This window comes from Vibrio japonicus, from assembly GCF_024582835.1.
In the GTDB taxonomy this organism is placed as follows: domain Bacteria; phylum Pseudomonadota; class Gammaproteobacteria; order Enterobacterales; family Vibrionaceae; genus Vibrio; species Vibrio japonicus.
Genome location: NZ_CP102097.1, coordinates 425,865 through 439,277, shown reverse-complemented (window position 1 = coordinate 439,277; position 13,413 = coordinate 425,865). Strand labels below are relative to the sequence as shown.

Annotated in this window: 9 protein-coding genes; 5 read left to right on the top strand and 4 right to left on the bottom strand. The window is 40.9% G+C overall.

What is annotated here, in order from left to right; translation table 11 throughout:
- Positions 1-108: 108 nt before the first annotated feature.
- The 3 genes from NP165_RS15140 to prsT all read right to left on the bottom strand — a co-directional run bounded on the left by NP165_RS15140 (position 109) and on the right by prsT (position 4,877).
- Complete coding sequence (locus tag NP165_RS15140) at positions 109-915, bottom strand: PEP-CTERM sorting domain-containing protein (protein WP_257086595.1); 807 nt, start codon at positions 913-915, stop codon at positions 109-111.
- 357 nt (positions 916-1,272) lie between these two features.
- Positions 1,273-2,055 (bottom strand): S1 family peptidase, encoded by a 783-nt coding sequence (locus NP165_RS15135; RefSeq protein ID WP_257086594.1) that lies wholly within the window; start codon positions 2,053-2,055, stop codon positions 1,273-1,275.
- Between the two features lie 59 nt (positions 2,056-2,114).
- Positions 2,115-4,877 carry an XrtA/PEP-CTERM system TPR-repeat protein PrsT gene (gene prsT / locus NP165_RS15130; RefSeq protein ID WP_257086593.1) on the bottom strand — a complete coding sequence of 921 codons (2,763 nt, stop codon included), beginning with the start codon at positions 4,875-4,877 and terminating at the stop codon, positions 2,115-2,117.
- A 228-nt stretch (positions 4,878-5,105) separates the two neighbouring features.
- Between prsT and NP165_RS15125 the strand changes: the two genes are divergently transcribed.
- From NP165_RS15125 to NP165_RS15105, 5 genes are all read left to right on the top strand, one after another.
- Complete coding sequence (locus tag NP165_RS15125; RefSeq protein ID WP_257086592.1) at positions 5,106-6,299, top strand: GNAT family N-acetyltransferase; 1,194 nt, start codon at positions 5,106-5,108, stop codon at positions 6,297-6,299.
- Positions 6,300-6,317: 18 nt separating this feature from the next.
- Positions 6,318-7,805 (top strand): oligosaccharide flippase family protein, encoded by a 1,488-nt coding sequence (locus NP165_RS15120; RefSeq protein ID WP_257086591.1) that lies wholly within the window; start codon positions 6,318-6,320, stop codon positions 7,803-7,805.
- Between the two features lie 90 nt (positions 7,806-7,895).
- Entirely contained in the window at positions 7,896-9,674 is a 1,779-nt protein-coding gene (locus tag NP165_RS15115; RefSeq protein WP_257086590.1) for an arsenate reductase/protein-tyrosine-phosphatase family protein, read from the top strand.
- The gene (locus NP165_RS15110; RefSeq protein WP_257086589.1) at positions 9,671-10,687 is read left to right on the top strand and encodes a polysaccharide deacetylase family protein; all 1,017 of its coding nucleotides are present in this window, start codon (positions 9,671-9,673) and stop codon (positions 10,685-10,687) included. The genes NP165_RS15115 and NP165_RS15110 overlap by 4 nt, the downstream gene beginning before the upstream one ends.
- A 106-nt stretch (positions 10,688-10,793) precedes the next feature.
- A complete protein-coding gene (locus NP165_RS15105; protein ID WP_257086588.1) occupies positions 10,794-12,275 on the top strand; it encodes an oligosaccharide flippase family protein in 1,482 nt (493 codons plus the stop codon).
- Between the two features lie 53 nt (positions 12,276-12,328).
- Here the strand turns inward: NP165_RS15105 and NP165_RS15100 are convergent, their stop codons facing one another.
- Positions 12,329-13,336 (bottom strand): glycosyltransferase family 2 protein, encoded by a 1,008-nt coding sequence (locus NP165_RS15100; RefSeq protein ID WP_257086587.1) that lies wholly within the window; start codon positions 13,334-13,336, stop codon positions 12,329-12,331.
- Positions 13,337-13,413: the final 77 nt, after the last annotated feature.

The following is a 13,413-nucleotide window of genomic DNA, read 5'->3' as shown; positions in this document are numbered from 1 at the left end:
TGGCTGGCAAATCGCTACGGTTTGCAAAAGCTTGCGCTAACTTCAACTTCGCTCTGAAGGCATAGCAAGCGAGAAACAAACTGCATTATTGGGTAGAATCATCAACAATTACTGATTCTTTCTGCGTCTGTATCCTACAAAGCCCAACATCAACATTCCAGCACCGAGCATCGAAAGAGCCGCAGGCTCAGGTACAACTGTTGCTCTGGATAGACTTAAGTCAACGTTTAATAGTGTGTCACCGTCGTTACTTAAGTTAAATATCGCTTGGAATGCCCCCACTTTATCCCAGTTGATACTACCAAAGTCTGAGAAACCAGCCGCACTGATAAAGGCATCATATACATCACCATCATTAATATCCCCAAAGGTCACAAAATCAAGGATGTGTTTAACATAAACGCCATCATTGTTGTCATCAGTCCAGATGATTAACTGAGCTGGTGCGACAAGGTCATTAGACACTTCTTCAAATAGGAACCCAGCGATACCTGCAAAGCTAATACCGCCTAAACCTCCAGTATCAACACCACCGGCACCTTCAACGTTCCAACCAGAACCAACCTCATTCGAACCATCGTAAGTTACTACAGCATAAGCCTTAACAAGGTCATCGAGTACTGCAACAAATCGTCCAGCTGATACACCGGCTCTAATCCCCAAAATGGGATTATCTGGTTGACTTGCAATGCCATTATCAATTTCCTCGACGTAGATATCTCGGTAGCCACCTAATATAGTGCCTGCACCACCATCATTGACTTGACTATGGACCCCCGTCCCATCAACAACAGTGTCTTGCAGTAAGGTTTGATCTTCAGAGAAATCATCAATAAGTATCTCCAATGCCTGTGCGTTAGCATGGAAAAGCAAAGCACAAGCCATAACGGATAAAGCTCTAATAAAATTCAACATATATCCCTCTATATCTTCTTTTGTTTAAGTTAATGCAAAGTAACGTCTTTGCCAGCTCAAGGTATCTAAATACATATTCCATGCCATATAATGAATTTGTTTTATTTGTTGTTTAATAACAATGATTTATATTTGTTTTGGGCCTATTGGGTTCGTGCTTTAGATTCAGAATATGTGGACAATGTAAAATAAGCTGACACTGAATTTGATTGCTTTTTGCTTTCATTACACCGCTGTTTACCAAGGGGATCATTGCTTAATAAAAATGGCCCAGTGAATCTGATAGTGGTTGACCCACTATCTCTTCGCAATTTGAGTTAAGAGAATAAATTTAGGCTTTAAACGGGGGGAGGGGGGCTAATTTAGGTTTCGAATGAGCCGTTTCAGGTATTTCACGGGAATGGCATAGGTGATCGCACTTGGATCAGAAAGCATGTTTTCTTTGGTTGACTTGACCAAGACTTTATTAATAACAGCCACGACTTCTCCTGTGTCTGGATCATAAACAGGACTGCCGCTGTTGCCTGGGTAAGCTGTTGCATCTAACTGATAGATATCATAGGAGTTTTTCAAAGATCTCAATTGTTTGCTTGAAAGCTCCTTTGTGGTTTTTACAGGGGTTGCGATAGGCGTTATGCTGGATATGATTCCTCGATGCGTGACTGGGTTTAGTCCCAAAGCTGCGCCGATAGGAAATCCAGTAAACGCAAATAGCTCACCTTCTCTGACTCGTCGCTCTGAAAGATGTAGTGGTGTCAAAGGCTGGCCTGAAATTTTAAGTAACGCCAAATCGTGGACTTTATCTACTGATAACACAGTCACGCTGCGAACTTCCGCTCCGCCTTCCTTGACGACAAAAACGACTAATTTGTCTTTTTTCTCTTTATTCAAGGGAACAGAAATCACATGAGCATTGGTCGCGACTAGTTGTCCATTCCCAACAACAAAACCAGCGCCAAGGAGTGTTGAGCTTGGGGAGGTGAGTCGGTTGTAAATACCAATAGCAACGATAGAAGGTTTTACTTTTGCAATGGTGTCAGGCAAGTCGGCAGAGATAACACTTGTGCTTGATAGAGCTAGCAACAAGAAACAAAAATTACGGAAGTTTACTTTTATTACCATAGGAATATTTACGTTCACTGACGTTGAGTAATTAACGGCTGCTTAGAGCGTAAAGCACTTAGCAGCCGACCGCTTTTTTATTGCGCCAAAAGTTTTACTTGTTCATTGAGTAAGCTTTTACGGGAAACTAAGTGCGGATCTTCCGTAACGACCGAAGATAGTACCTTCGTTGCTTGCGTGATTTGGCGGTTGGAGAGTAAGGCTTCAGCAAAATGTAATGCGATTTCTGCATTCTGCTGTCTACTGTTATAGGCAAGCTCAAGAAGTTCGAGAGCACGGGCGGTATCACCAGACTTAAGCAAACAGTAGCCATAAGTGTCAACGATTTCAAAACTTCGATTCGCTATCTCGTAGGCTTTTTGTGCATACTTACAAGCTTGGTTTGTCTGATCTTTATCCATATAAAGCCAGGCTAAGTTGTTAAGTACCAGAGCATTGTTTGGGTCTTTTGCAAGGATAGCCTCGTACTGCGCCAGCGCTTTCTCGGGCTGTGATTTGATCTGCAGTTCCGCCAATTTTAGTTTTAGCGGTTCTGCTTTTTCACCATGTTGTTCGATTACGTTGTTCAGAAAGCGAATCGCTTCTGTATTTTGATCATTCAATGAGTAAATCGATGCTAATTTGCGTGCATTTTGGATGTTTGGCATTGCAGCATAGCTTTTCTTGTAGACATCAACAGCTGTTGAGAAGTCTTGCTTAGCAATATAGATAGCCCCCTGAAGTTCTAAGGAGTAAGCCGTTCCTCGAACATGTTCAGGCATCGCATCGAGCGTACGTTGAGCGTTCTCCAGGTCACCGCTTTTGAAGAACAATTCAGCCCTTATTAATGAAAATCGTGCATCATTAGGGAACACACTCTGTGCTCTTTGGGTAAGATTTAAACCCGAATCAATCTCATTGTTGTAGCCCAATAGTTGAATACTACGGATATAGGCAGTTGGGTTGTAAATATCCGTATCGACCCATTGCTGATAATTTCTTTTCGCCTCTGGTATTTTTCCTAAAGAAAAGTAGAGGTTACCCAGAAACTTCAAAACGTTGGCGTCTTTATCGGCATGGGGTAGAGATTCAAGCACATTGACGGCGGATTTTTTATCGTCATTCAGCACCAGTGCATGGGCTTTTTGAACTTTTAGGTGACTATTAAGTGGATCTGCTTTGATTTGTTCGTCCAGTGTGCGCATGGCCTCAGGGAGGCGGCCTATCTGTTTGCTGTACTCAAGAAACTTCGTGTTAACTTTGTAATTATTTGGCGCAAGGTTTTTCGCATCGACCAGTAGAGATAGGGACTTTTGCGTATTGCCATTGGAAGACTCAATGTCAGCAAGTTCGACGATGGACTGGACATTGTTTGGATCAATTTCCCTTACTTGATTAAAGTATGTTTGGGCTAGGTCGATCTTACCTTTTTCTTTATTGATAACGCCTTTTAGCATTAACGCCGTTGTATCATTTGGCTGTTTTTCTAGCCATCTGTCCGCAACGGAGTCTGCGTCATCAAACATCTTACGCGATAGGTAGTAATTGGATAGTCCACGCTTTGCGTCCAGCATGGAAGGGTCGGCCTCGATTGCAGAGTGCAAATCTTCAATACCTGAGAGGTCATTGTTCGCGAGTTTGACTAAACCTAACGTCGCCTCTATCTGGCTGCTATCATTGATGGCTGCTTTCTTAGCCAGCTTCAAAGCAGTCTCATTTCTGCCTATTTTAGCAAGCTCAATACTCGCCTGTGATATAAAGCGGCTCTCTTCCGGTGATTGAATATCATAGTTATTTAACAATTCAATCGCTTCATCAACGTAGCCTAATTCAATCTGGCTCATAATGTAGAGGCGATGGACCACATGATCTTTTGGAAGCTCCGGATAGATTTTTGTAAATACTCTGTGAGCTTGTTCAAACTGGCCGAGATAAAAGGCGGAAATCCCAGAGATTGTTGAAACCCTTAAACTGTCAGAACCACTATGAATCGCTCGATCAGCATGAGTTTTAGCAACGGAGTAATCTTTATCAGCAAAAGCGATGATTGCTTTAAGCTCATTTACGTATATGTTGTGGCTGTGTGTGGTAAGTAAGTTATCAACTAAAGGCTTAGCTTCTTCAAGTTTTTGCCCACTGACTAACGCTTGAGCCATAAAAAAGATGTATTGGCGAGCATTAGGAGAAAGTTTATAGGCAGTTGCGTAACTGTCATAAGCCTCATCAAACTTGTTTTGAGCGATGTCTAAATGCCCTTTAAGCATCCATACATCACTGTTAGAAGTCTCTGATTTCAATAGTGAATCTACATAGTCAGATGCAGATTCCAACTGTTTCGTTGTTGATAAATAAGTGGCTTGAGCAAGTTTGCCATAAACAGTGTCAGTCCCTGCTTTTTTCAACAGAGTTTTGGCCTCATCCAAGTTATTTCGTTTAATTTCGGCCATCGCAGTAATGGCAAGTAAGTCTGGTGTTGTACCAGTATCAGAAAAATCTTCAACGAGTAAGAATATGTCATCAAGCTTATTTTGATTGAGCAAAGCACGAGCAAGAAGTGGTAAGGCTTCCTTAGCATTGTAGCCATATTTCAGTGCTCTAGAGAGTTCTTTCTCAGCGTTAGTGAAGTTGCCCTGTTCAAGGTAAATTTTACCCAGCATATAGCGGGGAAGAGCGTCTTCGGGGGATTTTTGGATGGCATTTTTTAATTCAATCATTGCCGCGTTTGTCTCATTTTTACTGAGATAATCTTCCGCACTGCTAATGTATTTGTTTGCAAAGCCCGTGTGGGAGAAAAGGAGCGCTGAAATTGTCAGCCCTGCCAAAGCGAGTTTCTTAGGGGTGATTTCCGTTTCGTATGACATAACACTTCTCTGCGTTAAAATTTTTTTGTAGACATATTTAGAATAGACACTATTAGTTAAATGTATAAATTTAAGTTAATTTTTAAGCAAATCGTCTATTAGCAAGCCATACTTAGAAAGATGCATTGAGCGACGTAGCGGTAAACCCATTTTGTGCGTGTTGTGTGAGTGGCCAGGGATGCCATAAAAAATGGTGATGAAGTCCTCCCCAATTTTTAAGGATAAACTTTGAAAAAACGACAGCGTGACAGTATTCAATGCGAAATATACTACAACCCAGATAAGTCTTGGCTTAAGCAAGCGTGGTGCGATTTAGAGCAGCGCTCCAAGCCAAGTTTTTTTCTCTCCTGGTTATGGATAGGCACCTGGTTAGACTGCTTTGTTGGTGAGTTTTCGGTTATTGAAGCGAGACAAAACAGCAAAACCGTGGGCTTAGGTATCTTAGTCAAACAACCGACTCATCTCTTCTTCATCCCGTTTAAAGGAAAGTACTATCTTCATCGGACAGGTAACCCGGTGCATGATCAGATTTGGATTGAATACAATGATTTTCTGATGGATGCAGGAGAGGAAGATCTTATCCGAGTGGCTATGGTTGAGTGCCTCGTTTATGGCGTGAATAAGCCCGATGCCATTGTCATTGGTGCGAGTGACGAAAAAAAATTCGGTTACATTGAGCACCTTGGCTTAAAGAAAAGAACGGTTTGGGAAACAAAGAATTACGCCTTAAATTTGGATGATTTGAGAGAGAAAAACCAATCTGTACTTCAATTTTTATCACGTAACTCTCGCTACCAAATCTTGCGAAGTATGAGGAAGTATAGCGATCTAGGTGAAATAACCCTCGAAAAAGCGAGTTCAGCGGAAAAAGCGAAAGAGATGCTAAAAATCGCAAAACCTCTCCATTTAGCACGTTGGAGTGCTGAGCATGTCAAAAGCGGATTTTCAAATGAGGACTTCGTTGCTTTTCATGAACTTTTGATTGAGAGAGGAATTGAGACTGGAGCAGTGGAAGTCTACCACATTAAAGCGGGTACCGAGACTTTATCCATCATGTACAACTTTAAGCATGATAATCACGTCTACTTCTACCTTTGCGCCATAAACTATCAACGAACAAGTTCACAGTATAAACCTGGATTAGTATCGCACTATTTACTCATTAATAAGGCCCTAGAAGAAGGCGTTGCATCTTATGATTTCATGGGTGGCACGGCCCGATATAAGGAAACCTTTTCTAATACAAAGGGAAAGCTATCTGTGAATCAGTACGAACACTCAAGCTCTCTTCTTATGATGGAAGACGTATTTAGAAGCGCCAAATTATGGGTTATGAATAAGAAAAAGAGTGTGCTTCGCGGGGTAAGCCAAGCGGGAGATAGTTATGGTGAGTGGGTTCGAAAATCTACGAGTCGATCCTAGAGCTAGGAGTTTATCAATATGCTGGCTGACTTGAACAAAAAGATCGCTGTTGGTTATCTTTGGAACCTGTTAGCAAAATGGTTAAACAGAAGTATTGGCCTGATAAGCACACTGTGCTTAGTAAGAATTCTCGAACCGGATGACTTTGGAATTGTGGCGTTAGCAAGTATTGTACTGGCGTTCTTTGTGATGATTTCAGATGCAGGAACAAATAAGTATTTAATAAAAGCCAAAGTCTGCACTGATGAAATGTTGAATAGTGCGTGGTCGTTAAACATCGTACTCAAAGTCGCTTGTAGCTTTATTGTGGCTGTGTTTGCCCATCAACTCGCGATTTACATGAATGAGCCAGCACTATCAGATGTTTTACTGATGTCGTGCCTTATTCCAGTGATCAGCTCGCTGAAAAACGTTGGGCTCGTCATCTATGAAAGAGAGCTCAATTATAAGCCACTCACTCAGCTGTCTGTTACAGTTAAGATCGCGATAGTACCGATTACACTTTTCTTTGCGTTTTACCTGCAAAACTATTGGGCATTAGTGATTGGTCTAATTGTAAGTGAAGTGATGACTGTGGCAGGGTCATACCGAATGCATCCCTATCGACCTCGATGGTCAATGAGTTTATGGAGTGAACAGTGGTCATTCTCAAAATGGCATCTATTATCTATGACAACAGGTTACGTTCGTTCAAGGATTGATGCTGTTTTGCTTGGTCGGTATCTAACGAGTAGTGATGTCGGTATCTATCGGGTGAGTCAGGAATTTGCGTGGTTACCTTTTACCGAACTAATCGCACCTGCTACGAATTCAATGTACTCAGGGCTCACCCAAGTGCGTGATGACAAAACGGAACTTCATAACAGTATTTTAAGATATCTGGCGATTTCTTACCTGTTAGTTGTCCCTTCTGTTTTCGGTATCTATGCCTTAAGTGAGCTGTTTACAACCGTTGTCTTAGGGGATAAATGGGTAGAGGCTTCACCTGTTATTGGATTGCTTGCGATACTCATGTTGTCTATGCCTTTGAACATCTCTTTGCAATCTGTATTAACGAACCTATCAAAAGTTAAGTATTTGATCGTTCTCGATACCATTATGATTGCCGCTATAGTGGGTATCATTACTTGGTTTTCCGGGCAGAGCAGCTTCGATATTCTCGCTTATACCGAGTATCGCGTTTCTCTTGTCACAGTTTTTATTTTGATGTTGTGTGTCTCTTATAAGTTACTGATAAACCTTTCTATACTTAGAGTGGTATTCGTCATTCTTTTACCAATGATACCGGCGATAGTCATGGTCAATACGCTTACCCTGATTCGGGATCACCTCCAATATCCTGACGTCATAAATCTTATGGTGTTGGCATCGGTAGGTGCGTTAGTGTTTGTTCCTACTATGCTAGTTATCATCATGGTCGCTAAACAATGGATAGAAGAATACGCTTTTATATACAGCGTATTAAGGAAGATAAAGCCTTCACACCGAATGAGCGATTCAGTCTAAAAATGGGTACATGGTTGAGGGCATAAGCCTCTTCTCCGGTCTGCAAGGGGAGAGGCACTAATAACAGAAGCTGAAAGGGAAATTCAGAGGATGTCCGATTTGGGAGTTACGCTAAAAAATCAAGGAAGCGAATCACGCTCTGCACTTGTATTGGGAGAGGATACGCGAAGCTTTCTTTCAGTGGTTCGGTCACTCGGTAGGGCTGGCTACACGGTTCACGTTGTTTGTTACGATCGAACAAGCCCTTCCTTGAAAAGCAAATACATATCAGCGGCTTACTATTACAACTACCAAGCTTATTGTAATGATGAGTGGATAGTTAACGTCTTATGCTTAATTGAAAGATACAAATATGACATCGTATTCCCATGTGATGAAAGAGCGATATACCCGCTTTGGCAGGTAAGGAAAGAGTTGCCTACCACAACAAAGTTGGCCATCGCGAATCAAGAGGCGTTGGATGCTCTGTTTGACAAGTGGAAAACGAAAGAAATCGCAATCAAGTGTGATGTTCCGGTTGCGGGTGGCGAACTTATCGACCTGACCGAAACGGATTATCGCCAACTCACAGAAAAGTATGGCGACCGATTCGTTGTTAAGCCTCTCCAGTCTTTTGAGATGACATCTTTAGATAAGAGAAACAAAGTCGTTATTGTGAAATCACAACGTGATTTTCTCGATTTTAAGCAGTTCAATTCAGCCAGCGAACGCTATCTGGTAGAGAGCTATTTTAAAGGGAGTGGGGAAGGGCTATCCGTTTTTGCATGGAAAGGGGAAGTAAAAACCGCGTTTTCCTATCGCAGATTAGCAGAGCCAGATGCCGGAGGAGGCAGCTCTTACAGGGGAAGTTCTGAATTAGACCCGGATCAGCTACAAGCAACAGAGAAGATTTGCCGAGAAACAAACCTCACTGGTCTTGCCATGTTTGAGTTTCGAAGAAACTTGCAAAGTAATCGATGGATTTTAGTTGAAGTTAACGCGCGTGTTTGGGGTGGGCTTCCATTAGCGGAATACGCAGGCATCGACTTTCCTAAAATTTATACGGACTTTTTGCTCGAAAGTGCTGAGTCAAAAACGGTAAATACATCCATCTCGCATGTCACGGCGCGAGCGTTAACTGCCGATCTGTACGAAATAAAACGAGAAAGTGAGAAGATCTCAAAAGAAGTCGGTCGTCAGAAAGCGGTCATGCATATGGCGAAACGGCTTGCTGGAGTGATGCGTTTTCTCTCTCCGAAAGAGAGTATTGATACCCTACGTTTTGATGACCCAAAGCCTTTTGTTGCCGAGGTCGGGGAAATTTCAAAAAATATCATGGGGTCCGTGTTCAAAGAAAGAACCTATCTCACCCACTACCGCAGATGGTTAATGAGGAATAAGCTCAGGAAAGTATTCTCCGAAAATCAAAGTAGAAAGATAATTTTCATTTGCTATGGGAATATCATCAGAAGCCCTTTTGCGGAACATTATTTCTCAGACCAAATGAAACGCAGTAATGTCTCATTAGATATTGATTCATTCGGGTTTCATCCAAAGGAGTCAAGACAGAGCCCAGATATTGCAATATCGGCAGCCTCTCTATTGCAGTGTGATCTCACTAACCATTCCTCTAAGTGTTTGACACAGATGGATATTAAAGAAACGGATATTGTCATCTACTTTGATGACAAAAATCGCGATGCTATTGAGTCTGGTTATAGGGTTAACCATGCGTTTTGTGCAGCAGACCTTTTGGATAATACATACCCGTGTCTGAGTGAAATAGATGACCCATACGAAAGTGACGTCGAAACCATAAAAAAATGCTATGACAAAATCAAAAATGCGTTAGATAACTTTATGAGTATTTATAAAGGGGCTATTCAATGAGCAATCCAAAACTGAGTATTGTGATACATGCTGAAGAGGAATTTAATTGGGATGATGGTTTTTATCGGTCTAATACCGAGGTTTCACATGGTGATGAGCTTATTGAATTTGTTGACGAAATACTCCAGTGCGGAGGAAAAGTAACATTAGCAATGGATTACCCTTTTATCATGAGCAGCGATGGTAAAAAGGTCGTAAAGCACTTTAAAGCTCAAGAGGGAGAGAACATCGAGTTTGCTACACACCTCCACCCTTGGGTAAACCCACCTTATGAAGATGACAATGATGAAGTGATAAACCGCCACTCTTTTCCCGGGAACCTACCCAAGAATGTTGAGTTTAGTAAACTCAAAACGCTAACTGAAGAAATAGAAAAGGAGACGGGCACAAGGCCTATCACTTACCTTGCTGGAAGGTATGGCACAGGTGAGAACAGTGCGGAAATACTTAAATCTCTTGGGTATAAAGTAGATTTAAGTATTTCTGCATATTCGAACTTTTCACATGTTGAAGGGCCAAACTTTGTGAATTATACCAACAAGATTCACAGTAAGGACGCTTTAACTTACATTCCTCACACCTGCTCAGTCGTCTCATTCAATCGTACTATCGAAAACCATTTCAATCTTAACCCCTCAAGTCTTGATTTTATTCAGAGAAATAAAATATCGGGTTTGCTATCAAAGGTTTTAAGAGTCAAAAAATATAGGCTTTCACCAGAAGGCTTTACCTATGACCATATGAAGCAGATGACGGAGAGTCTAATGAGCATTGGTCAGAAAGAGTTCTTGCTCTCATTTCATTCTCCCAGTGTGAAAGTAGGGGGAACCCCCTATGTAACGACAGCCAATGAGTTAGATCGCTTTAAGCGTTCAGTATTAGAGTACCTGGAGTGGTTTGGCACTATCTCTTGCAGCTCCAGTTTCTTACCAAGCTCTATTGTTTTTAAAGATCATCATGAAGACAAGATTTTAATGTTCGGTGGGTCCGGTTATAACAGGCAAGGCATGTAGATTCCTATTAGATAACATTATTTACGCCTCCTACACCAAAAGCGCAATGTCGCTAGTAGTCAATAATAACTATAAGTTGCTACAAGTAACTTAAAAAGGAGCCAAATTGGATATTACAAAAAAGCTTACCTATGCCTATATCTGGAACCTTATTGGCCGATGGGGATTGCGTTTCATCGGTATTGTTAGCTCCCTTATCTTAGTTAGGCTGCTCCCACCTGAAGCTTTCGGTATCGTTGCTACAGCGACAATTTATATTGGTTTTTTTGAAACTTTATCTGCCGTTGGCGTAAAACGCTATTTGATTGCCCATACTGACTTATCAGATAAAGACTTAAATACAGCCTGGACTTTACGAATACTTATTAGGTTTGTAATTACGATGATATTAATCGCATCTTCAGGTGTGATTGCTTCGTTTGTCAATGAGTCCGACCTACAACTAATTATTATTCTTATCTCTATATCAGGTTTTTTCGGAGCGTTTGGTAATATCGGTCTGGTTAGGCTGGAGAAAGACGTTAACTATAAACCTATGGTGAAACTAGGTATTGTAGTTAAAGTGATAACTGCTGTGACCACTCTGACTATCGCTTATTTCAATCCAACATATTGGGCGTTGGTCATAGGGTCATTTGTGGGGGCATTTATCAGCCTAGTAGGGTCTTACATCATTTATAAGTATTCTCCGCGTTTCGATTGGCGGTTTAACAAAGCGATGCTTAAGAACTCAACTTGGCTACTGACAAGAAGTGTCCTGGGGTATTCTAAAAACAGGTTGGATATATTTTTAGTTAGCAATATGTTTAACTCGCACCAAGTAGGTCAATATAAAATAGCTCAGGATTTTTCAACCCTCCCTTTCAGTGAAATCATCAGCCCTGCCACTTGGGGTTTATTTCCAGCGCTTTCACACTTAAAAAATGATAAAGACCTTCTTTACTTAAATACTTACAAGTTCTTAGCTTTGACTTATCTGCTCATCATTCCTTCAATTGTCGGGACCTTCATTGTATCAGAGCAATTTACTCTGGTCGTTCTTGGGGATCAATGGGAGGCGTTAATTCCGATATTAGGGCCGTTATCGATGATGATGATGGGATACCCGCTACAATCACTATCACATAATATTTATGACTACTTGGGAAAAACAAAAATAAGTATCTCGCTGGATATATTAGCTTTGTTTTTTCTTGCCATCGCGTTTTCTTTGGCAAACTACGTAAATATGGTTGGTGATTTAACTCAGTTTGCTTATGTTAGAGTCTCAGTTGCGGTCGTTATGTTTCTGGTTACCATAGCATTTGTAAAAATCACCTTAGGCTTTTCGTTGAGAGCAATATTCATCGTGATCACAGTGCCCTCGGTAGCGGCTTTTGTTATGTATAGTGGACTATCATATGGCTATATGAGTGAAGAAAACACAATACTTGGACTCGCGACAAATGTAGTTCTAGGGGGAGTGTATTATGCAGCAAGTGTTTTAATGGTGATTTTTTTTGTGGGCAAAAAATCTGTCATTTGGGGGTATTGGCTGGGTAAGATTCGTTCTGTTTTAGGCAACTACCGACTGGTTTATGGTAGATAAATCCAAGCTTTGATATATTTCTGGGTATGAACAAGCTTATACCTATGATGCTTTTACGATCCTGAACTGGTGATAGACTGTATGTTTATTAAAGTCTTTGTGTTTTTCCAATTGATCGAGAGGTAGTTTATGTGCATTAGAAAAAACAACTTAAATGGTTTTTTCTTTATTAAAGAAAGTATGAGCTTGATTTTTAACTTTGACCAAAATGATGTTGATGATAAATGTCTAATTAAGTGATCGCTTTTTATCCAATGGCGATTGCTTATGTTAAAAAACAAAATGCCTTCATCCAATAAGCTCATGGATTTTTTATATTTTTTCTCTCTATAAGCAACACGCACATTAATCAGCCAATCTCTAAGTAAAATGAACAATAAATCTTGGCGAATATTATGATCACTAACCTCATCGAGATTAGACAACAAGATGCTGTATGCTTTAAATAAACTTTCAATCTCTCCACGTCGCTCGGCCATAATGGAGCCTTCTCGCTGACGGTAGTGGTATCGGATACCAGGGTAGTAGAGCTTTGATTTACTTTTCAGAATCATCAAAGGGATGATCGCCACATCTTCAAAAATAATACCCTCAGTGAAACAAAACTTCTTGGCGGTATCCGTTTTTAGCACCTTTCCCCATGGAGTCACGGGTACCTTTTGTAGAAAGGAAAAATACAGTTCATTACTTATTGGTTTAGGCTCATCCATATCTTTCAAAAATGGCATGTCTTCACGACGGCTTTGCCACTCTCTTGTAAAATCAAAGAACAGGAAGTCAGGGGAGCTATTAGCGAGTGTATTTAATAACGGTTTAATTGCCCCTTCTGACAGCCAGTCATCAGAATCAACAAACATAACGTATGGGCTTTCTGTTTGGGTCAGGCCGCTATTTCTCGCTGCCGATATCCCTTTGTTGGCGTCATGCTGAATGAGCTTGAAAATATCAGGGTATTTCTCAATGTATCGCTCCGCCACTAATAAGCTAGAATCCTGTCCACAATCATCAACCATTAAAACTTCATACTGGCCAACACAATCAAGTGCAATAAGACTCTCCATACACTGACCTAGATATTTTTCTACGTTATAAAATGGAACAATGATTGTGAGTATCAGATTCTGCATCGTTTTTCTGG

What these genes read in the sequence shown, in the direction of transcription:
- NP165_RS15140 (WP_257086595.1), bottom strand. Translation starts at nt 915, where the DNA reads ATGTTGAATTTTATTAGAGCTTTATCCGTTATGGCTTGTGCTTTGCTT.
- prsT (WP_257086593.1), bottom strand. Translation starts at nt 4,877, where the DNA reads ATGTCATACGAAACGGAAATCACCCCTAAGAAACTCGCTTTGGCAGGG.
- NP165_RS15120 (WP_257086591.1), top strand. Translation starts at nt 6,318, where the DNA reads ATGCTGGCTGACTTGAACAAAAAGATCGCTGTTGGTTATCTTTGGAAC.
- NP165_RS15115 (WP_257086590.1), top strand. Translation starts at nt 7,896, where the DNA reads ATGTCCGATTTGGGAGTTACGCTAAAAAATCAAGGAAGCGAATCACGC.
- NP165_RS15110 (WP_257086589.1), top strand. Translation starts at nt 9,671, where the DNA reads ATGAGCAATCCAAAACTGAGTATTGTGATACATGCTGAAGAGGAATTT.
- NP165_RS15100 (WP_257086587.1), bottom strand. Translation starts at nt 13,336, where the DNA reads ATGGAGAGTCTTATTGCACTTGATTGTGTTGGCCAGTATGAAGTTTTA.